Origin of the sequence: Burkholderia sp. Leaf177 (assembly GCF_001424345.1) — a bacterium.
Taxonomy (GTDB): Bacteria; Pseudomonadota; Gammaproteobacteria; order Burkholderiales; family Burkholderiaceae; genus Caballeronia.
In genome coordinates, this window is record NZ_LMPF01000023.1 from 104824 (window position 1) to 125173 (window position 20350).

The window sequence follows — 20350 nt, forward strand, 5'->3', positions numbered from 1 at the left end:
GGGTCCTGGCGAGCCCGTCATTGCGGCGACGCGCCGAACGTGATCAATGGCGTCGCCTGAGGGCATCTGACCGCATCTTACCGTCATCTCGATATTGTGCGTTTTGTCTGAAGAAGCGTGAAAACCCGCAGGTTTGACACAGAGCGCTCGGTTTCACGAGTTTCTGTCTTTCAGCAGACCTGATGCACCGTGCCTCTCCGGCCGATATCTGCCACACGAATGAACGACGATTATTCGTGTGGCAGATAAATTGCATTTATTCGCCACACAGATATTTGACAGATATTCGCCACACGAATAAACTGCATTTATTCGTGTCACAGATAAATCGCCATGCGGCAAACCATTGCTACCTCCCATCAAATGGGCGAAATCCTTGCAGCGGGACGGCGCCGCGCGAGCCTGACGCAGGCCGAAGCCGCTGTCCGTATTGGCGTGAGCCAAAGCCGTATCTCCGCTATTGAAGCCGATTCCGGCACATTGACGCTCAACCAGTTGCTGGCGCTTTTCGGCGCATACGGACTGCAACTGCAGGCCGAGGACCGCGACGCCCCCGCCGAAACCTTTTCCGGATCCGCAGCGGAATGGTGATGACCGGGCGGAAGCCACATTCCCGCGCGTTGTCCGTATGGGCCAACGGCGTTCGCATGGGCGTCTGGCGGATTCCCAACCGCGGTCCAATGGAATTCGAGTATGACGCGGTGTGGGCCGACTCCGACATCGGACGGCCGTTGTCGCTTTCACTGCCCATTCCGCTCGATAACGCCCCGCTCAAGGGCGAGCGCGTGCTGAATTACTTCGACAACCTCCTGCCGGACAGCGAAGCGATTCGCCAGCGCATCGGCCGGCGGTTCAGGACCGACACGCTCGACACCTTCGACCTGCTGCAGGCAATCGGGCGAGACTGCGTGGGTGCGGTCCAGCTTCTTGGTATCGATGAAGAACCGTCGGGCGTGCATCAAATCGACGGAACGCCGCTAACCGAACGTGACATCGAGGCGTTGCTGACCCAGACGGCCGGCAGCTTTGCTTTCGGCGCGCAGGACGACGAAGACGATTTCCGGATCTCGCTCGCCGGCGCGCAGGAAAAAACCGCGCTGCTCTGGCACGACGGCCAGTGGATGAAACCGCACGGCGCAACGCCGACCACGCACATCCTGAAGCTTCCGCTCGGTCTGGTCGGCAACCGGCGGGCTGACCTGACTGCATCGGTGGAAAACGAATGGCTATGCATGCATCTATTGCGCGCCTACGGTTTGCCGGTCGCCGAGACGAGCATCGAGACATTTGGCAAGCAACGCGTGCTGAGCGTCAAGCGCTTCGACCGCCAGATGCATTCGAGCGGCAAATGGTTGATGCGTTTGCCGCAAGAAGATTTCTGCCAGGTAATGGGTCTGCCATCGCACAAGAAATACGAAAACGAAGGCGGCCCGGGCGTGATCGATCTGGCTCGCGTGCTGCAGCAATCCAATGAGGCACGTGACGATGTCGAGACCTTGCTGACCGCGCAGATCCTCTTCTGGCTGCTTGCCGCGCCCGATGGTCACGCGAAAAATTTCAGCATCCGCATCCTGCCGCGCGGCGAGTTCAGAATGACGCCTCTCTACGACGTCATGTCGATCTGGCCCGTGGAAGGCAAGGGCGCGAGCCAATGGTCGTGGTTCAAGGCGAAGCTGGCAATGGCCATAAGCGGCAAGAATCGTCACTATGCTTTTCGCGATGTCCAGCGCCGCCACTTCAACGCCATGGCGCCGAGGTGCTCGTACGGCAACACGGCCGAACCGATCATCCAGCGCCTGATTGAAGACACGCCGCGCGTGATCGAGCAAGTCGCGGCGCAGTTGCCCGAGGGCTTTCCGGCCAAGGTATCGGATCGCATCTTCGATGGACTTCGCAGAACTATCGCCGTACTCGAAGCCATGCCACGCACATAAACGAACAGGACCCGAAGGTCCTGTTTGCTTTACCCGTTCATCAAGGGACGTCGCGCAAATAACCTTCCTTCGACGAATCGCGCATCCGGAACGAGACAATGCCCGCGATCGCGCAGAGCGCCGTCACATACCAATAGAACGTCGATTCGCTGCCGATGGATTTGAGGAACAGCGCCACGTATTCGGCCGAGCCGCCGAACACGGCGTTCGCCACCGCGTACGACAAACCCACGCCCAACGCACGCACTTCAGCGGGAAACATTTCGGCCTTGATCAAACCGCTGATCGACGTATAAAGACTCACGATAGCCAGCGCGATCACGACCAGCACGAACGCCACGATGGGACTCGTGACGTCCTTCAACGCATGGAGGATGGGCACGGTGCAAATGGTCGCAAGCGCGCCGAACCAGATCATCGATGTACGCCGCCCGATCCGGTCCGACAATGCGCCGAACGCCGGCTGCATGATCATGTACACGAAGAGCGCCGCGGTCATGATGTTGCTCGCCGTCTTGGCGTGCATGCCGGCCGTGTTCACCAGATACTTCTGCATGTACGTGGTGAACGTGTAGAAGATCAGCGAGCCGCCAGCCGTGAAACCGAGCACCGTCAAAAACGCGGTCTTGTGCTGCATGAGGCCGCGCAGCGTGCCGGCTTCCTTGAGCTTGCGAGTTTCGGCGGTCGTGGTTTCATCGAGCGATTTACGCAGATACAGCGAAACAAGCGCCGCCATCGCGCCGATGCCAAACGGAATGCGCCATCCCCACGCCTTGAGTTCTTCAGTGCTCAACACTTGTTGCAGCACGACCAGCACCAGCAACGCGGCAAGTTGCCCGCCGATCAGCGTCACGTACTGGAACGATGCGAAAAACCCGCGCCGCCCCTGAAGCGCCACTTCGCTCATATACGTTGCGCTCGTGCCGTATTCGCCGCCCACCGACAAACCCTGGAACAGCCGCGCGATCAGCAGGAAAAACGGCGCCCATGCACCGATGCTCGAATACGTCGGCAGGAAACAGATCACGAGCGATCCCGCGCACATCATCAGCACGGAGATCATCATGGAAGTGCGGCGGCCGTGTTTATCGGCGATACGGCCAAACATCCAGCCGCCGATAGGCCGCATCAAGAAGCCTGCCGCAAACACGCCGGCGGTATTGAGCAATTGCGTGGTCGGATTGCCGCTCGGGAAAAACGCCGGCGCGAAATACAGCGCGAGGAACGAGTAGATATAAAAGTCGAACCACTCGACAAGATTGCCCGACGATGCACCGACGATCGCGAGAACACGACGCCGGGTATCTGCTGATTTGGAGAGGGCTAGTTCGGCCATGCTGGTTGGACTCCTGTCGCTTAACGAAAAACGGCGGCTTGTGGCCGCTCTTGAACCGGTCGGATGCCGGTGGAGAAAATGACGCCATGCGTAACAAAGAAGCGTTCGGGCGCAAGTTTATACGACGTGCAGAAGCTTGGCGCGTTATGACAGTCACCCGTATTAATGCTTACGGCGCAGTGCTTAAAGAAAGAATGGTGTCAGGACCGGTTCGGCCATAGTCCTTTTTGCAGCGGGCATTTCAGGCATATCAACGGTTCGCGGCCGTTCGAGCGCACAACCGGCATCAAGCGAATAAACCTTACAACCTGAAGCCGCGCAAGCGCCTGGTAATTACCCTGATCGAGGGAAGCAAGCAGGACAAACAACACGCCCAACTATTGCCATAATTGCGGACGCCCGATTTTCCTGGAGAACGCAATGAACCCGCAGTCATCGAATCAGACGTTCGACGCCGCCCTTGCATCGAAATTCGCCACGTTGGCCCTCGGTCACCTGACGCGCGAATATCCGAACAAACTCGAACACGTAATGGGCAGCGCCGCCGATGTAAAAGGTCCGCGCGCGCTTCACCCCATCTTTTACGGCAGCTTCGACTGGCACTCGTGCGTTCACGGTTACTGGCTGATCGCGAGGCTGATCGCGCGGTTTCCGAATTTGCCGGAAGCATCGCAGATTCGCGCGTTGATCGATGAACATTTCACGCCGGCGAACGTTGCCGCCGAAGTCGCGTATCTGGAGCGTCCGGAAGCGCGCGGATTCGAGCGGCCCTACGGCTGGGCGTGGCTGCTCGCGCTTGCAGGCCAGCTTGAATCGATGAAAACGCCGGAAGGCGAGCGCTGGGCCAGCACGCTCAGGCCGCTTGCTACGGCCTTTGTGGATCGCTTCACGGAGTTCCTGCCGAAGTGCACGTATCCGCTGCGCGTCGGCACGCATTTCAATACGGCATTTGCGCTGACGTTGTCGGTGGGTTACGCGCGGGAAGTGGGCAATGCGTCGCTCGAAACCTTGATCATCGATACCGCGCGCCGCTGGTATTTGAACGATGCCGCCTGTCAGGCGTGGGAGCCGGCCGGCGACGAGTTCCTGTCGTCATCGCTGATGGAAGCCGAGTTAATGCGGCGCGTGTTGCCCGCGGCCGAGTTCGAAGGATGGTTCGACCGCTTCCTGCCGCAACTGGCCGCGCGCGAACCGGCGACGCTTTTCACGCCCGCAACGGTCACGGACAGAAGCGACGGCAAGCTCGCGCATCTCGACGGCTTGAACCTGAGCCGCGCGTGGTGCCAGCGTTCGCTCGCACGCTCACTGAAATCCGGCGATGCACGCATCGGCGCGCTCGAATCCACCGCCAGCGAGCATCTTGCAGCGGGTCTGGCGCACGTGGCGGGCGACTACATGGGCGAACACTGGCTTGCCACGTTCGCGCTGCTGGCACTGGAAGCATAAGACTTCAACCACGCGGCTGGAACGCGATCACGCTCATGCCCACCAGCGCGATCGCCATTCCGGCCCAGTCCCAGCTGGACGGGCGAATCCGCTCGACGGCCCACAACCACATGATCGCAACCGCGATATACACGCCGCCGTACGCTGCATAAACACGTCCGGCCGCGCTTGCATGCAATGTAAGCAACCACGCGAACAGCGCCAGCGACAACGCGCCCGGCACGAGAAGCCACGGCGAGCCCTCTTCCTTCAACCATCGATACGGAAGATAACAGCCCACGATCTCGGCGATGGCGGTGAGGACATAAAGCAGGAAAGTCTTCATGGATGGAAACTCGAGCGAGGACGCAAAGCACGCGAAGGACGCAATGGACGCAAAGGAACGACAGCAGAACCCAGCGCGCGGCCTGACGCAAGTAAATTCTGCGTCAACTCGTTCCGTCCTGCTCCCATCCGCCGCCGAGCGCCTTGTACACCGCGATCAGATCGGTTGTCACGCTGACCGTCGATTGCGCGAGTTGCTGACGCGTGGACGCGAGTTGCCGTTCGGCATCGAGAACCGTGATGAAGGTCACGAGCCCTTTCCTGTAGCTATCGGTGGCGAGCTGCAGATTGATGCGGTTCGCCTCCACGGTCCGCGTGAGCGCCTCGCGCCGATCCTGATCCGTCCGATACGAAACCAGCGCATTGTCCACGTCCTGCAGCGCCTTCAGCACCGTCGATCGATACTGCAACGCCGCTTCCGCAGCCTGCGATTTCGCGATCCGCACATTCGCCCGTAACGCGCCGCCTTCGAATATCGGCAAGGAAATGCTCGGGCCCACCGAATAAAACAGGCTGGACCAATGCGCGAGATATCGCGCGCGTGTTGCACGCGTTCCGACGCTTCCCGTCAACGATATATCCGGGTACATCTGCGCCACGGCCACGCCGACTTCGGCCGTCGCCGAATGCAGATCGCTTTCCGCGCGACGAATGTCCGGACGCCGCCGCGCCAATGTGGATGGCAAACCGATCGGCACGCTCGGCGGCGCGGGCGGCACGGCGCCGGGCGTTTCGAGTTCGGCGTCGAGCGCTCCCGGCGCGTTGCCCGTCAGCACGGCGAGGCCGTTCATGGCCTGCGCAATCTGTGCATCGAATTGAGGAAGCTGTGCTTGAAGCGATCCGACTTGCGCCGTCGCGCTTTGTACGTCGCTTTGACTCGTCAAGCCGACACGCGCCTGCTCCCGCGTCAAGTCGAGAATCTGCTGCTCCGAATCTATTTCCGCAAGCGTGATTTGCTTGAGCAACTGCGCGCCGCGCAATTGGGAATACGTCTGAGCAACTTCGGCTTCGAGCGAGACGAGGGCATCGTTACGATTTTCGATAGCGGATTGCGTCTGCGCGTTCGCCGATTCCACGGAGCGGCGCACGCGGCCGAACAGATCGAGTTCCCACGATGCATCGAAGCCATCCTGGAAGAGATTCACGGGACCGGTCGCCGAATCGATCGCGCTGCGCACGCGTGGCGCATTGGCTCCGAGCGCGTTGACCTGGTCGAGCGCGCCCTGCGATTCGAGTATGCCCTTGAGCCCAAGCTGCTCGCGCATGTAACTCGCGTTTGCACTGACCTGCGGCAAACCCTGCGCGCCGGCCGCGACCGCTTGCTCACGCGCGCCCGTGATCCGCAGCACGGCGCTCTGCAAATCGAGGTTGCCCGCCGCCGCGCGATCGATCAGCGAGTCGAGCGTGGCGTCGTTGAACGCGCGCCACCAGCGCGGATCGGGATTCGCGTTTGTATCGATGATGGTCGGCACGCCCGCATGCGGAATGCGCATGTCGTCGGGCGGGTTCTGCACGCGCTGCAGGTCGCGCCAGTTTTCAGGGGCTTTCGCGTCGGGCTGCGTGAAGTTCGGGCCGACCGAACACGCGCTCGTGACCAATGCAAGAACTGCAAGCGACAAGGAAGTCAGGCGTTTGCTCATCTCAGTGCCCTCCTCCGCCACCCGACGCTTTCACAGGTGAAAAGAAAAACGTCACCGGGACGAAGCACAGCGCGAAGATCGCGACGGCGCCGAATACATCGAGGTAAGCAAGAATGGTGGACTGCGATATGAACTGCTTGTACATGAGGCCCGTTGCCGTCGTCATGGCTTGCTGCATGGTCTGGCCCATGTCCATCAACGTGCGTGTCAGGCGCTGTATCGAATCGTTGTAGTTGGGATTGAGCGTGGTCATATGCACCGACATGTGGGCCATGTTCGCCTGCGTGCGCTCGACGATCATCGCGGTGGAAAGCGAAATGCCGATCGATCCCGCGACGTTGCGGAACATCGTGAAGAGCGCGGACGCGTCCGCATTTTCCGATGGCTTGAGCGTCAGATACGCGAGCGTGGTGATCGGCACGAACAGGAACGCGATGGCAATGGATTGCGAACTTCGCATGATGGTCAGCGTCTTGAAGTCGATGTTCGGCACGAGGTGGTGCGTGAAGAACAATGCGCACGCCATCAGGAAGAAACCGAACGCAACCAGGAAGCGCGTTTGTATGATCGGCATCAGCTTGCTCACGATGGGAATGATGGCGACGATCAACATCGCTCCCGGCGACAGCACGAGCCCAGCGAGCGTCGCGGTGTACCCGAGTTGTTGTTGCGCGAGCTGCGGAACGAGCACTGCGCTGCCATAAAGAATGCTGGCGAATCCGACCATGCAAATGGAACTCAACGCGAAGTTCTTGTCTTTGAGCACGCGTAAATCCACGACCGGTTTCTTCGCATAGAGCAGCCAGAAGATCGCGCCCACAATGCCGATCAAAGAAAGGATCGCGAACGTGGTGATGAAGCCGGACTTGAACCAGTCGTCGTCTTCGCCGCGATCGAGGAACACTTGCAGGCAACCGAGGCCAAGCGCAATCAGACCGATGCCGATGTAATCCAGCCCGAGTTCCTTGCGGTCTTTTTTCTTCTCCCACGGCGGGTCTTCCACGAACTGCATCACGGCAATGGTCGTGATCACGCCGATGGGCACATTGATCAGGAACACCCAGCGCCACGTGAGGTTGTCGGTGATCCAGCCGCCGAGCGTCGGACCGACCACGGGCGCAACGACGATCGCCACGGCGGATATCGAAAACGCGCGGCCGCGTTGCTCCGGTGGAAACGTGTCCAATATGATGGACTGCTGATTAGGCTGCAATCCGCCGCCGAAGAAACCCTGAAGGATCCGGAAAACGATCAGTTGCCACAGGTCCGTGGCAAGGCCGCACAGCAGCGAACAGACGGTGAAAGCTGCAATGCAGATGAGGAAATAACGCTTGCGTCCCAGCAGTTTCGAGAAAAACGCGGAGATCGGCAACACGATGCCGTTGGACACCAGATACGCCGTCAGCGTCCATGTTGCTTCGTCGTAGCTAGCCGACATGGCGCCTGAAATGTGCGGCAGCGCGACGTTGACAATGGTGGTATCGAGCACTTCCATGAACGCCGCGAGCGTGACCACAACCGCGATCAGCCACGGGTTGGACTTCGGCTTCCAGTCGGCGCGCTCGCTCATTTCAGCATCACCTTCGGTACGACGGAAAGACCGAGCGGCAATGGCAAGTCGGGTTGCATGCCGTTATCGATCACGATTTTCACCGGCACGCGCTGCACGATCTTCACGAAGTTTCCCGTCGCGTTTTCAGCGGGAAATGCCGAGAAACGCGAGCCGCTGCCAAGCTGGATGCTGTCCACGTGACCGTGCAGTTTCAGGTCGGGATAAGCATCGACGGCCACGTCCACGGCGTCGCCCGGACGCATGCGCTCGAGTTGCGATTCCTTGAAGTTCGCGGTGATCCAGACGGTCGTGGTCACGAGCGAAAAGATCGATGTGCCCGCTTGCAGGAAGCTTCCGTATTGCACGTTGCGCTTCGTGACCCAGCCATCGGCGGGCGCTCGCAACTCCGTGTACGAGAGATTGAGCGCGGCTGCCTCAACCTGCGCTTCGGCTTGATGAACCTGTTCGCGGCGTTCGTCGACCGTAGCCTGCGCCTGGCTGATCTGCTGCGGCACGAGACTCGCGGTCTTGACCTGCGCGCGAGCTTGCGCCACGTTGGCGGCTGCGCTTTGTTGCTGCGCGGTCGCGGTATCGATGTTTTGCTGCGACGTTGCGCGCACGTCCACCGAACGCTGGCGCTCATAAGCCGCGCGGCTTTGCGTCAAGTTGGCTTGCGCCGATTGTTCCTGCGCCTTGGCTTGCGTCAATTGCGCCGGGAACTGCACCCGCGCGATAGCGAGCTGCACTTGCGCCGCGTTGAGCTGGGCCTTCGCCAGGCCAAGCTGCGCGTTGGCCTGATCGAGTTGCGCCTGATAGTCGCGAGGATCGATCTTGATCAGGAGGTCATTCTTATGGACGAACTTGTTGTCGCCCAGATTCATGACCACGACATAACCCGAGACCTTCGGCGCGATGGTGACCGCATCGCCGTCGGTATAGGCGTCGTCCGTGCTGACTTGATTACGGGTCGCGAACCACCAGATCAGCCCCGCGATAATGATAAGAATGACGATGACAGCCAGAATGATGAGCGGCTTTTTCCCGGGGCCTTTCTTCTTGCCATCCTTCTTTTCCGTGTCGTCGCCCTGCTTTTTATCGTTGCCGGATTTGTCCTTCGCGTCTTCGTTTTTATCGGCGGGATGCTCGGCGTCGTGGTCGGGTTTTTCGTCTTGATCAGGCATCAGGCTTCTCTCACTCGTTCAAACCTGAAGCGCGCAGGAGCAACTCCTCACGCCAGGCAAGAGGTCGACGGAATGGGTACTGTGCGCTGAAGATGTTCAGCCAAGTGGATCAGCGCCAAGCGCAGTGCAGTAGCAAACCTTATGCCTCGGCGGTGCGCATGCGACGCCTAATGCCACGAGCGTTCGAGATTACAGATAGTAAGCAGACCTGCGTGGTGCATCAAAGCGCCGACAAATGCGCGATCAGCGGATAGTGATCCGACGCAACGCGCGCCAATGCGCTTTTATGCACCTCGACCTTCACGAGACGCTCGCCCGGATGCACCCAGATCCGGTCTAGCGCGAACAATGGATATCGTGTGGGAAAGGTCTTCGGCGAACTTGCACGATAAAAATGCGAGACCAACCGACGCAGCGTGCGCCCATAAATAAACCATTCGTTGAGATCGCCCAGAAGAATGACGGGCAACTCGGGCGTATCGAAACGTTGCAACACTTGCTCCACTTGCGCGCGTCTTTCACTCGATGCCAGCCCGAGATGCGTCGCCACGACCCGCCACGTTTCCCCGCCGCAATCGATATCCGCATCCAGCGCGCCGCGCGGCTCGCGGCTCTTGAACGAAAGGTCGAGCGTGCGCACTGCGCGCACCGGAAAGCGCGTCAGCACGGCATTGCCGTAGCGCCGCGCGGGGGTATCGAGTGTGGGACCTTCCACCGCATGAAGGCCGGTAAGACGCTGGAGCAGCGTGAGCACGTCGGGTGAATCGCTGCCGCCTAAAGGCACTTCCTGGAGCGCGAAAATATCGGCGTCGATTTCGGCAAGCACGGCCGCGATCCGTTCCGGCGCGAGTTTGCCGTCCACGCCGACCGCGCCGTGCACGTTGTAAGTCGCGATCCGCAGGCCGCGTGTAGCGAGCGATGCCGAAGGCGGTTCGATACGAACCTCATGCATCGATGTCATTGACTCACCTCGCGTTGCGCTTCTTTCGGCGCTTCGACTTCCACATCCACAACGCGTTCATGCGGCGGCTGCACTGCGCGTTTGCGCTGGCGCTCGCCTTCCTCAGCGCGTTCCTTACGGCCGAGAAAGCGCTGCAACAGCACCGATATCGCCACGAGCGTCACGCCTATTCCGATCAGCACGCCAAACGACATGGCTGTCGGATGCTGCAGCGATGCCACCAGTTGATGCGCGAAGGCGACTGTCAGCAAGATTCCCGGCCCCATGCCGATCAACGTGCCGAGCATGAAATCCCGCAAGCCGATCATCGAAGCGCCGGCAACCAGATTCACGATAGTGAACGGCGCAACCGGCAAGATGCGCAGGATGACGACGGCGACCAGTCCGCGCTTCGCAACGCGCTCGCTGAGCTTGTTCACGCGCGCGCCGGCCACGCGGCGCACCACGTCGCGGCCAAGCCATTCGCCGAGCAAGTACGTGACGGCCGCCGCTACAAGCGTTCCAACGAGCGCATAGAAACTGCCCCAAGCGGCGCCGAAAACGAGGCCAGTGGTTGCGATCAGCAAAGTGACGGGTATCGATACAACCGCGGCAAGCACATACGCAAGCAGGATCCACAGCGGCGCAAGCGGCAGCGTATCGATACGACGCGTCTGGCGCGCGAGCGCCGCTAGGTTGAGATAGTCGCCGAGCGGCGTCCAGTGCCAGGCCGCGGCGAACCCTACGATCAGCAGCGCCAGAACGCCGAGCAACGCGAACCTTCCAATCAGCCGATGCGGTTTTTCCACCGGCACGAACTGTCCGACAAGTTGCTCGGCCTCGACCGGCTTCTCCGGATCGATCAACGCTTCCGGCGGCACCAGCCGGTCGACATCCGGCGTGACAGTCGGGTTCAAGCGCTCCAGCGTCCTGTGTTCGGCGGCGTCTTTCATCAGCGCCGCGATTGCGTCGTTCATGCCGTGGCGTGCGCCGAGTTCGCCCTCCAGTTCGCCGATCTCGCAGCCGAGATGTTCGGCGAGCAGCGAATTGCGCATGCGGGCAAGCGCGGCCTGGATGCGTGGATTACCGTTGGCATCGATCGCAATGTTGCATTCGGTGTCGAGCACCATCGAGCGGTTGTTGAGATTCGCCGATCCGACCAGCAACAAGTTGTCATCGACGATCATCAGCTTGCTATGCACATTCACGCAGCCCGAATCCAGCCCCGGCACGCTCGGCGACATCAAGCGGTATCGGTCGTGCGCATCGGCTTCCTTTAGCATCCGGTGCAGCCGCGCGCGCAACACGCCCATCGTCATTTCCTGGAGCCAGCCGCTTTGCATGCGCGGCGCGACGATGGTGATATCGGGACCATCGGGCTTTTCGAGCATCGCCTTCAACGCCCCGCCGATAGAACCCGCCGTGAAATATTGGTTCTCTATATAGATGCTGCGTTGCGCGCACCCGATGGCATCGAGATATTGCTGGCGGATTTGCTGCACGGCTGGCCGGCCGCTGAACGCGGGCTCGGTCAACGAAATCGCCACGTCCACATTCTCCAGATCGACCGCGCGCGACGGCGGCCATGGATCGCTGTCCGACATCGCCCGATGCGAGCGGATCGCAAACCGCCGCCCGCAAGCGCGCTGCCAGCGCTCGCGCGCGAGCAGGCCCATGGCGCGCGCGGCGTCGCCGTCGAACATCGTGTGGACGTCGTGAAACGGTTGATATGGCTCGCTGTTTGCGTCGCGACGCAAGGGGTCATCGGCATCGTGTCGCGGCGTGTCCCAGCGCGAACGCGTGAGATCCAGACCGCCGACAAACGCGAGCTTGTCGTCGATCACCACGACTTTCTGATGATGCGAGCCGCCCATTGGATGCTTGCCGTCCATCTGAAAAGCGACCCGCCGATGCGAACGCCAACCCATCTTGTAGACCGGCAGCCACTCACGCTCGAACGCATAAAGCATCGCGAAATCCCACGCGAGAATGTAGATGCGCAGCCGTTTATGCGTTGCCGCGACGTCGTGCAGGAAATCGCCGAGAGCATCGGCGTATCCGTCGTCGTTGCCTTCCGGCGTCAGTTTCATGCGGCTGTCGATATCCCAGCCGAGGATAAAAACCGTGCGCTGCGCGCGCGTGATCGCTTCGCGCAGCACGCGGAAGTAATCCGAGCCATCGATCAACAAGCTGAATCGATCGGCATGGCGAACGCTGTCGCAATTGTGGCCGGGCTGAGAAAACGCGGATGAATCGCTGGAGAGAGGGTCGGGGCGCATCGAAAGTTTTTTGCAAGCACCGTGCCCGGCATTGCACTGCGGCAAGAAGAGCGCCGAATTCTTAAGCACCGTATAGGAAATGATCCGCAAATCTGTACCGGTACTGTACCGATCCATTCTCATAAACTGGCGCAATTGATCTCGAAATTTTGCCCGACCAGGAAATGCCATGCATCTCGATGCCGCTTTGATGACCGCGCTGCCCGCCGCCCTCCTGTTCGCACTCGTGACGTCCATCACGCCTGGCCCGAACAACACCATGCTGCTGGCATCCGGCGTGAACTTCGGACTGCGTCGCACCATGCCGCATGTGTTCGGCATCAGCGCGGGCGTGGCCATCCTGATGATCCTGGCGGGTCTCGGCGTGGCGCAGGCGCTCGCGCATTTCACCTGGGCTTACACGTTGCTCGAAACGCTGAGCGTGGCGTATCTGTTGTATCTAGCGTGGAAGATTGCGACGTCATCGGCGGTGCAAGTACGCGACGGCGAGCGCCGCCCCATGCGTTTCATTGAAGCCGCCGCGTTCCAGTGGATCAACCCGAAGGCATGGATGATGGTCCTGACAGCCGCAACCACCATCCACTTGCACTCCAGCATTTCGATGAACGCCGTGCTCATGGCGCTGGTATTCATCGTGGTCGGGATGCCTTGCATCATCTTGTGGGCCGCGTTCGGTACGTCCATGCGCAATCTGCTCACCAACCCGCGCTGGCTGCGCGTCTTCAACTGGACCATGGCCGCGTTGCTCGTGCTGTCGCTTTATCCGATTCTTGAACGCGCATTTGTGTAGAGCGTGTAATCAGCGAGCCACACGTTGCAGCAACAGATTCCCGTTTCATTTTCAATATTAGGAATCAGCCTATTTTGTCTTAGGCGGCGCATACTGAACCTGCCTGCCGCCGCGCAAAATATGCAGCCTCATTGCAACTTTAGCCGTTCATAGCGGCAAGACTTGCGCCCATTCCGCCGTACCGGGGGATCGACAGGCATGTACGAAGCTTGCTTCCCGATCAACTCGCGCCCTGTTGGCGCGGCTTTGAAATCTCCCAAGGAGTCGCCATGTCTGGAGCTAACCGCCCGTCCGGTCCCGCAACACGCAAGTCCCTCGACCTCGCCGATCAAATTGAACGCGATGAACTCGAGAACAACCTGCCGGACGCGCTAAACAACGTCGACGAAGACGATCTCGACGACGAACCCGACACCGGCACGTCCCGCCGATAACACGCCCCAGCCACTTTACGCGCCCTGACCGGCGCGCCGCATCCGCCGCACTTGCGCAACGCAGTGCGGCTTTTTTGTACTTTTTTGTTCATGCTGCCCTTTTTATTGTTGTGAAGCGCTTTTGGGCACGAGGGTTGCTCTACCTTCGGCGCTGCAGGACACAGCGGCATTTCAAGCAATCAAAGCGGCCGGGCGTCAAGCCAGCACGCAAACCAATCCGATAAATCGACCCTTTGGAGGGCTTCATGCTTCGATACGCTGTCATCTTTTTCATCATCGCGATCATCGCGGCGTTTTTTGGCTTCGGCGGTATCGCTAGTGGCGCAACCGAGATCGCGAAGATCCTGTTCTTCATCTTCATCGTGATCTTCCTGGCAACGCTGCTGCTCGGCGTATTCAGGCGATGAAACCCCGGTGCCGCTGAATGCAGCGGCATCGTCGGGAATAAAAAAGCGCGAGCATGCTCGCGCTTTTTTTATGTGTTGGTGCTTGGGCAAGCACCTTCCGCTCATGCTTTAAACCGCCCTTTCATGCCTGCCAACGCCGGTTATCGGATCAATGAACGACGACCTGAATGTCTTGCTGAGCGAGCAATTCAGCGTGGGCACCCGAATGCTCATAGACGTTGTAAGTAACACCGCTCACCTGCGCAGTGCCGTGCTGCTGCCATTCGCCGTCAGCAAGCCCGGCGACATGTGCATTCGACAGATCGACAGTGTCGCCTTCCTTCCCATTGACAATCAGTTGCTGCTTGCCGTCCTTGTGGAAAAGATCTTGTTCGCCGGCGTTGAGCACATCGGCGAGCGAAAGTTTGAGGATGGCGTGCTGGCTTACACCGCTACTTGCTTCACCGTTTAGCGGCTTCGACTCGATTGGTTTGGCCGCGAACGAAGTCAGATCGATGATGCCGTGATCGCTCGTAACATGGAAAGCACTTGAAGCCTCGGTTGTACCCTCGCCTGGTGTCACCGCATGTACCGACGTTTCGTGTCCTGCTACGTTTGCAGTGTCGCTGTGATCGAGCACATCCGATATATGCATGCCCGACTTGAGTACCGGGGTTTCAATCAAGAACAGGAAGTGCTTGGACGTTGCACCCGGAACGCCAGCGCGGGTCAGTTCAATAGCGCTCAAATTATGCACATCTGCGCTCAAGGCCGCGGCTGGATGGACTGTCCAGTTTCCGTAACCGTCCACGTAGCTGCTGCCAATGAGCGTCGAGCCATCGTACACATTGACAAGATGACCCGGCTGACCGCTGCCGCTGATGACCGGCCGCGTCACGTCGGTGGTTCCGCCCGGTGCAATCAAAGACCCAAGCCCGTCTGAAACTCCGGTGATCGCAGGGGCTCCAGGCGTAGATGTGTCGATCGTGAACCAGTACAGCGATTTGGCCCAAGAGCTTTCCGTTCCCGCCGCGTTGGTCGCCATTGCACGAAAGCCTGGATAAGTACCGTCGGACATGATGGCGTCTGGCCGGACTGCCCATGTGCCATCAGCACCAACAACTGTTGAACCGACAACGGCCATACCCTGCAACAAGCTAATGACTTCGCCGGGCTGGCCCGTGCCAAACACTGTCGGACGAGAATCGTCGATGACGCTGAACCCCGCTACCAGACCCTGGACGGGCCCAACGTGATCCAGCATTCCCAGGATCACAGGAGCGGAGGGTGTCGAAGTATCGATGGTCAGCGCCACATGATTCGACTCCGCGCTATGCGCTCCAGCCGTATTTGTTTCGATGGCGTAGAAATCATGCCGGCCATCAACGAGTTCGTCGGGGGTTGTAACCGACCACTGACCCGAAACGTCGACTACCGCTGTGCCGATGAGATGCGTACCGTCGTACAACGAGATTGTGTCGCCTGATTTTCCCGTACCGCTCACGCTGGGTGCTGTGTCATACGTCGCGCCACCAATCGGAACAGCGTCGCCGTCCGAAGTCGCGATATGAGTCACAACCGGCGCCGGCAATGTTGCTGCACTAATTGCCACGTGCACAAGCGCTGACGAAGCCCCGAAGTTTCCCAAGGTATCGTGCGCAATAGCGGCGAATGAGTGCGAGCCGGTCTTGATATCCGCTACCGTAGCGAGTTCCCAATAGCCATTGCTGTCCGCCAGCGTCGATCCAAGTGGCCGGATACCGTCATATACCTCCACGATATTGCCCGCGTCCGCCGTCCCGGTGATTACAGGCTTCGTGCTGTTCGCTACGCCGCCGCTTGTTGCAGTTCCGACGGAAGTGATGACAGCGGTAGAAGGTTCGTAAGTTTGTAGTGTCATTTTTTGCCTTTTTATTTGCTTATGTGGGAAGCGTGGACCTGCCCCTACACGCTTGCTGGCAACTAAACACCGGTCAATATGGCGCTTGCTGCCAAATCCAGTTTGTCGGCAAAAGATGAAACTAACTACACGATTATTCCTAAATGCGAAACAGTCTTACAGATATGCCGTCGACTGGCCTCTTTAGAACTGAATTCCCGTCCGCAGGAAAGTTCTATCTCGAAATCGAATTTCATGAACTACAAAGTGAAGCCTTCCGTCGTTTGCTGGATTGCAAACATCAGCTCTCTTTCCACCTCCCAACAAACTCCCACAACGCGTCGTCCGTCGAATACGGCACGTTGAATCGAAACCACTCGCTTGCGGCATCGGCGGGACGGAAATAAGAGCCCGGAGCCAGCCAGATGCCGTCTTCCAGCGCCTGCGTCGCGAGCTCACTCGCCTGCGCCGGTTCAACCGGCAACCGCGCCCACAAAAACAGTCCGGCGCGCGGTCTGCAAAACACCTCGAGCCCCAGTGCATCCATGCGCTCCTCCACGCATAAATGCGCGTCCTTCAACTTCTCGGTCACCGCCTCCACGTGCCGCGCGTAGCGTCCTTCAGTCAGCACCTTCTCGACGATCCGCTCCGTTGCCGCCGATGATGTCAGCCCGACAGCCATCTTCGTGCGCGCAAGCTCGCGCAGCACATCGCGCTCGGCGATCACGTAACCGCAGCGCAGCCCCGGCGTGATCGTCTTCGAAAAACCGCCTATATAAAGGACACGGTTCAGCCCTTCCATCGCGGCCAAAAGCGGTGCGCCGGGAGGCGCGAGCTCGCGGCTGACATCGTCTTCCACGACCCACAAGCCGTGGCGCTCGGCAATCTGCAGCAGGCGAAAAGCTGCGGCCATGCCGAAGGTGGCGCCGGTCGGATTTTGCAGCGTCGTGTTGACGAAGATCGCCTTGGGCTTGTGTTCGAGCACGAGCTGCTCGAACACGTCGGTATCGATACCCGCCGGCGTGCGCGGAACGCCCAACACAGTCAGCCCGGAAAGCCGCAGGATCTGAAGCAGATTGCAATACCCCGGATCTTCGACCACGACCCTGTCGCCAGGACGCAAAAGGGTGCGCACGATCAGATCCAGCGCTTGCGTGGCGCCCGCGGTCAACAACACATTGGCAGCAGGGTCCGCCGGCAAACCGTGACGATCGAGCTGCTCGGCGATGCGTTCGCGTAGCGGCGCGAAACCATACGGATGCCCGTAGTCCGCCATGCGCGCGGCCGGCACGCGGCTCACCGATCGCAACGCGTGATGCAAGCCGCTTTCGTTCACCCACTCGTTCGGCAACCAGCCGCAACCGGCTTTGATGGGCACGGAATGATCCGCGAATACGTCCGACAACAACCACGTCGCGGTGAGACTCGGCGGCTGCCACGTCACGCTGCGCCGGGGCGCGGCAGCCGTGCGCGCCGCCACCCGGTAACCGGAGCCGCGCCGCGCGACCACGAGTCCCATCGACACAAGGCGTCCATATGCCTCGGTTACTGTGAACGTGCTGAGGCGTTCGGTCTGCGCGAGTTGGCGCACCGATGGCAGCAGCGCGCCGGCGCGCAACGTCTGCTGCTCGATCGCGTCGGAAAACGCGTTGACGAGTTGCTCGACGAGCGTCGCCTGCGTCCGGCCACGGTCCAATTGAAGTTCGATCATGAGTCGCGGAAAAGAGGATGATCAGATAAGTGCGCGTCCAGAGCAGTCTGCCGCATGCGCCGACGCTCGGCCGATACAGTTCTTGCCATTCTGCCAGCACAGTTCTTCACGCGACAGGACAACTGTCTATGCCGCGCGTTTTTATCGAGGAATACATTGCGTGTTCTAACAGGAGATTTCACATGACTTCGCGCCCCGTCATCGACGACCTTTCGTCGTTCTGGATGCCTTTTACCGCCAACCGGCAATTCAAAGCCGCGCCGCGCCTGATCGAAGGCGCGAAGGGCATGTACTACAAATCAACCGATGGCCGTGAAATCCTCGACGGGTGCGCCGGCCTGTGGTGCGTGAATGCGGGCCATTGCCGCGATGAAATCGTCGCCGCCATCCAGCAACAGGCCGCCACACTCGACTTCGCGCCGACGTTCCAGATGGGCCACCCGCTCGCGTTCGAGGCGGCCACGAAAGTCGCGGCGATCATGCCCGAGGGACTCGACCGGATCTTCTTCACGAACTCGGGTTCCGAATCCGTCGATACCGCGCTGAAAATCGCGCTTGCTTATCACCGTGCGCGCGGCGAAGGCCAGCGTACGAAGCTGATCGGCCGCGAGCGCGGTTATCACGGCGTGGGTTTCGGCGGCATTTCGGTGGGCGGAATCGGGCCGAACCGCAAGACATTCTCCGGCGCGTTGCTTCCGGGCGTGGATCATCTGCCGCATACGCACGCGCCCGATCACAACGCGTTTTCGAAGGGCCAGCCGGCGTGGGGCGCGCATCTCGCCGAAGAACTCGAACGTATCGTTGCGCTGCACGATGCATCGACGATCGCGGCGGTGATCGTGGAGCCGCTCGCGGGATCGACGGGCGTGCTCGTGCCGCCGCAAGGCTATCTGCAGAAGCTGCGCGAGATTTGCACGAAGCACGGCATCCTGCTCATATTCGATGAAGTCATCACGGGTTTCGGCCGTCTCGGCAAGGCGACGGCCGCTGAATTCTTCGGCGTGACGCCGGACCTGATGACGCTCGCCAAAGCCATCAACAACGCCAGCATTCCGATGGGCGCCGTGGCCGCGCATCGGAATGTGCACGACACCGTCGTCAACGCGGGCGCGGTGAATGGCATCGAGTTGTTCCATGGCTACACCTACTCCGCGCATCCGATGGCCGCAGCCGCCGCCATCGCCACGCTCGACCTGTATGCACGCGATCAATTGTTCGAGCGCGCGGCATCGAAGGCCGGGAAGTTCGAAGCTGCGGCCCATGCGTTACGCGATGCACCGCACGTGAAGGACGTCCGCAATCTCGGGCTGGTCGCGGGTATCGAGCTGGAATCCCGCGATGGCGCACCGGGCGCGCGCGCGTACGAAGCGTTCGTGAAATGTTTCGAAGCGGGTGTTTTGGTGCGATACACCAGCGATATTCTCGCGTTCTCGCCGCCGCTGATTATTGAAGACAATCAGATCGACCAGATCTTCAGCACGGTTCGCAAGGTGCTCGAAACGGTGAAGTAACGCGGCTTGCACGACAGCAGAAAGGCCGTTCCGGCGATGATCGGAACGGCCTTTTTCTTACCGAGAGTACCTCGCTTTAGCGTGCGTGACGTGCTGCGCCCGCCTTCGATGACGCCGTTTTACGCCGCGTGGCCCAGCCCTTTTTCGCCGATGCCGACCGGTCAGCCGCCGAACGCCGGCTCGCGCTTGCGTGCGTCTGCCGCGACAGCGCAGCGTGCGAAGCGGCCTTCGTGCCTTCACGCTTGAGCACGCGCGTGGACGTGGCCGAACGCTTCGCCTTCGACTCCGTGCTCGCGCTTCGTTTTGTCTTGTGCTGACCTGCTTGCGTATCCTTCGCGGCTTTCTTGCGCGTGGCTTCCGACGCCGTACCCTTCTTCGGCGCTTTCGCCTTCACACCCGATCTGCGCGCCTCCGACAAGCCAATCGCAATGGCTTGCTTCGCCGACCTCGCGCCATGCTTGCCTTCGCGCACGTGATCGATCTGCTCCTTCACGAACGCGCCGGCTTGCGTGCTCGACGACTTGCCAGCGCGTTTCGCCGCACGCGCTTGTTCGATGGTTTTCTTCTCCGGCATGATGAACTCCTTTGAAAACACCTCGTTGGTCCGACACGCTGAGCTTTGCAATGCTTATGCCAACGCAGTGGTCATATGGCCGCGAGATGGGCCACGCAATCCGCGTAAGCTATATGTTAGATTGATGGGTCATCAAATTTGAATCATTAAGGAGAGCCAATGTTGAAGAAAACAGGTATTGCGATCGCAACCGTACTCGCCCTCGCAGCAAGCAGCGCAGCCGTGGCGCACGATCAGCCGGGCGCGGACTGGATATCGAAGGACGCTGCCATTGCCAAGGTCAAGGCGCTTGGTTACGACGCAGTCCGCCTCGAAGCCGACGACGGACATTGGGAAGGCGAAGCCACCAAGCAAGGCCAGTTCTATGACATCCACGTCGATCCGCATTCCGGCGCACTGACAAAAAACCAGCTTAAGCCATGAGTCTGTTGTA

18 protein-coding genes are annotated in these 20350 nt (G+C 60.1%); 8 read left to right on the forward strand and 10 right to left on the reverse strand.

Annotation, left to right across the window (positions count from 1 at the left end; genetic code table 11):
* Positions 1–333: 333 nt before the first annotated feature.
* Both ASG35_RS21585 and ASG35_RS21590 read left to right on the forward strand, forming a co-directional pair.
* Entirely contained in the window at positions 334–591 is a 258-nt protein-coding gene (locus tag ASG35_RS21585; RefSeq protein ID WP_056362461.1) for a helix-turn-helix domain-containing protein, read from the forward strand.
* Positions 591–1934, forward strand: a complete 1344-nt coding sequence (locus ASG35_RS21590; protein ID WP_056363720.1) for a type II toxin-antitoxin system HipA family toxin — start codon at positions 591–593, stop codon at positions 1932–1934. The genes ASG35_RS21585 and ASG35_RS21590 overlap by 1 nt, the downstream gene beginning before the upstream one ends.
* A 40-nt stretch (positions 1935–1974) precedes the next feature.
* Here ASG35_RS21590 and ASG35_RS21595 read toward each other — a convergent pair whose 3' ends face one another.
* Entirely contained in the window at positions 1975–3270 is a 1296-nt protein-coding gene (locus ASG35_RS21595) for an MFS family transporter (RefSeq protein WP_056362465.1), read from the reverse strand.
* A gap of 420 nt (positions 3271–3690) precedes the next feature.
* Between ASG35_RS21595 and ASG35_RS21600 the strand changes: the two genes are divergently transcribed.
* Positions 3691–4716 (forward strand): DUF2891 domain-containing protein, encoded by a 1026-nt coding sequence (locus ASG35_RS21600; RefSeq protein WP_056362468.1) that lies wholly within the window; start codon positions 3691–3693, stop codon positions 4714–4716.
* 4 nt (positions 4717–4720) lie between these two features.
* Here ASG35_RS21600 and ASG35_RS21605 read toward each other — a convergent pair whose 3' ends face one another.
* The 6 genes from ASG35_RS21605 to ASG35_RS21630 form a co-directional block, all read right to left on the reverse strand.
* Positions 4721–5041: a YnfA family protein gene (locus tag ASG35_RS21605; RefSeq protein ID WP_056362471.1), complete on the reverse strand. Its 321-nt coding sequence runs from the start codon at positions 5039–5041 to the stop codon at positions 4721–4723.
* Positions 5042–5144: 103 nt separating this feature from the next.
* Complete coding sequence (locus tag ASG35_RS21610) at positions 5145–6680, reverse strand: efflux transporter outer membrane subunit (protein ID WP_056363722.1); 1536 nt, start codon at positions 6678–6680, stop codon at positions 5145–5147.
* Between the two features lies 1 nt (position 6681).
* The gene (locus ASG35_RS21615) at positions 6682–8250 is read right to left on the reverse strand and encodes a DHA2 family efflux MFS transporter permease subunit (RefSeq protein WP_056362475.1); all 1569 of its coding nucleotides are present in this window, start codon (positions 8248–8250) and stop codon (positions 6682–6684) included.
* Positions 8247–9413 (reverse strand): HlyD family secretion protein, encoded by a 1167-nt coding sequence (locus tag ASG35_RS21620; RefSeq protein ID WP_056362478.1) that lies wholly within the window; start codon positions 9411–9413, stop codon positions 8247–8249. The genes ASG35_RS21615 and ASG35_RS21620 overlap by 4 nt, the downstream gene beginning before the upstream one ends.
* A 220-nt stretch (positions 9414–9633) precedes the next feature.
* The gene (locus ASG35_RS21625; RefSeq protein ID WP_056362481.1) at positions 9634–10374 is read right to left on the reverse strand and encodes an endonuclease/exonuclease/phosphatase family protein; all 741 of its coding nucleotides are present in this window, start codon (positions 10372–10374) and stop codon (positions 9634–9636) included.
* On the reverse strand, positions 10371–12632 hold the full coding sequence (locus tag ASG35_RS21630; protein WP_082508576.1) for a VTT domain-containing protein: 2262 nt from the start codon (positions 12630–12632) through the stop codon (positions 10371–10373). Before ASG35_RS21630 ends, ASG35_RS21625 begins: the two co-directional genes overlap by 4 nt.
* Positions 12633–12801: 169 nt before the next feature.
* Here ASG35_RS21630 and ASG35_RS21635 point away from each other — a divergent pair, with 169 nt between their 5' ends.
* The 3 genes from ASG35_RS21635 to ASG35_RS31035 all read left to right on the forward strand — a co-directional run bounded on the left by ASG35_RS21635 (position 12802) and on the right by ASG35_RS31035 (position 14263).
* Positions 12802–13422 carry a LysE family translocator gene (locus ASG35_RS21635; protein WP_056362484.1) on the forward strand — a complete coding sequence of 207 codons (621 nt, stop codon included), beginning with the start codon at positions 12802–12804 and terminating at the stop codon, positions 13420–13422.
* Between the two features lie 269 nt (positions 13423–13691).
* Positions 13692–13856, forward strand: coding sequence for a hypothetical protein (locus tag ASG35_RS31610; RefSeq protein WP_156393311.1), 165 nt, complete (start codon positions 13692–13694; stop codon positions 13854–13856).
* Between the two features lie 245 nt (positions 13857–14101).
* Positions 14102–14263 (forward strand): DUF1328 family protein, encoded by a 162-nt coding sequence (locus ASG35_RS31035; protein WP_031363615.1) that lies wholly within the window; start codon positions 14102–14104, stop codon positions 14261–14263.
* Positions 14264–14411: 148 nt separating this feature from the next.
* On the opposite strand, the gene ASG35_RS21640 is transcribed toward ASG35_RS31035, so the two are convergent.
* Together ASG35_RS21640 and ASG35_RS21645 are read right to left on the reverse strand one after the other, a co-directional pair.
* Positions 14412–16142 (reverse strand): Ig-like domain-containing protein, encoded by a 1731-nt coding sequence (locus ASG35_RS21640; RefSeq protein ID WP_056362487.1) that lies wholly within the window; start codon positions 16140–16142, stop codon positions 14412–14414.
* 280 nt (positions 16143–16422) lie between these two features.
* A complete protein-coding gene (locus tag ASG35_RS21645) occupies positions 16423–17832 on the reverse strand; it encodes an aminotransferase-like domain-containing protein (RefSeq protein ID WP_056362489.1) in 1410 nt (469 codons plus the stop codon).
* Positions 17833–18014: 182 nt separating this feature from the next.
* On the opposite strand from ASG35_RS21645, the gene ASG35_RS21650 reads away from it, so the two are divergent.
* Positions 18015–19343, forward strand: coding sequence for an aspartate aminotransferase family protein (locus ASG35_RS21650; RefSeq protein ID WP_056362492.1), 1329 nt, complete (start codon positions 18015–18017; stop codon positions 19341–19343).
* A 76-nt stretch (positions 19344–19419) separates the two neighbouring features.
* On the opposite strand, the gene ASG35_RS21655 is transcribed toward ASG35_RS21650, so the two are convergent.
* Entirely contained in the window at positions 19420–19917 is a 498-nt protein-coding gene (locus ASG35_RS21655; RefSeq protein WP_056362495.1) for a DUF6496 domain-containing protein, read from the reverse strand.
* 159 nt (positions 19918–20076) lie between these two features.
* On the opposite strand from ASG35_RS21655, the gene ASG35_RS21660 reads away from it, so the two are divergent.
* Positions 20077–20340, forward strand: a complete 264-nt coding sequence (locus ASG35_RS21660) for a PepSY domain-containing protein (RefSeq protein ID WP_056362498.1) — start codon at positions 20077–20079, stop codon at positions 20338–20340.
* Positions 20341–20350 lie beyond the last annotated feature (10 nt).

Bases quoted from the DNA above. Each gene is read 5' to 3' on its own strand.
- ASG35_RS21585 (WP_056362461.1), top strand. From the start codon at position 334: ATGCGGCAAACCATTGCTACCTCCCATCAAATGGGCGAAATCCTTGCA.
- ASG35_RS21590 (WP_056363720.1), top strand. From the start codon at position 591: ATGACCGGGCGGAAGCCACATTCCCGCGCGTTGTCCGTATGGGCCAAC.
- ASG35_RS21595 (WP_056362465.1), bottom strand. From the start codon at position 3,270: ATGGCCGAACTAGCCCTCTCCAAATCAGCAGATACCCGGCGTCGTGTT.
- ASG35_RS21600 (WP_056362468.1), top strand. From the start codon at position 3,691: ATGAACCCGCAGTCATCGAATCAGACGTTCGACGCCGCCCTTGCATCG.
- ASG35_RS21605 (WP_056362471.1), bottom strand. From the start codon at position 5,041: ATGAAGACTTTCCTGCTTTATGTCCTCACCGCCATCGCCGAGATCGTG.
- ASG35_RS21610 (WP_056363722.1), bottom strand. From the start codon at position 6,680: ATGAGCAAACGCCTGACTTCCTTGTCGCTTGCAGTTCTTGCATTGGTC.
- ASG35_RS21615 (WP_056362475.1), bottom strand. From the start codon at position 8,250: ATGAGCGAGCGCGCCGACTGGAAGCCGAAGTCCAACCCGTGGCTGATC.
- ASG35_RS21620 (WP_056362478.1), bottom strand. From the start codon at position 9,413: ATGCCTGATCAAGACGAAAAACCCGACCACGACGCCGAGCATCCCGCC.
- ASG35_RS21625 (WP_056362481.1), bottom strand. From the start codon at position 10,374: ATGACATCGATGCATGAGGTTCGTATCGAACCGCCTTCGGCATCGCTC.
- ASG35_RS21630 (WP_082508576.1), bottom strand. From the start codon at position 12,632: ATGCGCCCCGACCCTCTCTCCAGCGATTCATCCGCGTTTTCTCAGCCC.
- ASG35_RS21635 (WP_056362484.1), top strand. From the start codon at position 12,802: ATGCATCTCGATGCCGCTTTGATGACCGCGCTGCCCGCCGCCCTCCTG.
- ASG35_RS31610 (WP_156393311.1), top strand. From the start codon at position 13,692: ATGTCTGGAGCTAACCGCCCGTCCGGTCCCGCAACACGCAAGTCCCTC.
- ASG35_RS31035 (WP_031363615.1), top strand. From the start codon at position 14,102: ATGCTTCGATACGCTGTCATCTTTTTCATCATCGCGATCATCGCGGCG.
- ASG35_RS21640 (WP_056362487.1), bottom strand. From the start codon at position 16,142: ATGACACTACAAACTTACGAACCTTCTACCGCTGTCATCACTTCCGTC.
- ASG35_RS21645 (WP_056362489.1), bottom strand. From the start codon at position 17,832: ATGATCGAACTTCAATTGGACCGTGGCCGGACGCAGGCGACGCTCGTC.
- ASG35_RS21650 (WP_056362492.1), top strand. From the start codon at position 18,015: ATGACTTCGCGCCCCGTCATCGACGACCTTTCGTCGTTCTGGATGCCT.
- ASG35_RS21655 (WP_056362495.1), bottom strand. From the start codon at position 19,917: ATGCCGGAGAAGAAAACCATCGAACAAGCGCGTGCGGCGAAACGCGCT.
- ASG35_RS21660 (WP_056362498.1), top strand. From the start codon at position 20,077: ATGTTGAAGAAAACAGGTATTGCGATCGCAACCGTACTCGCCCTCGCA.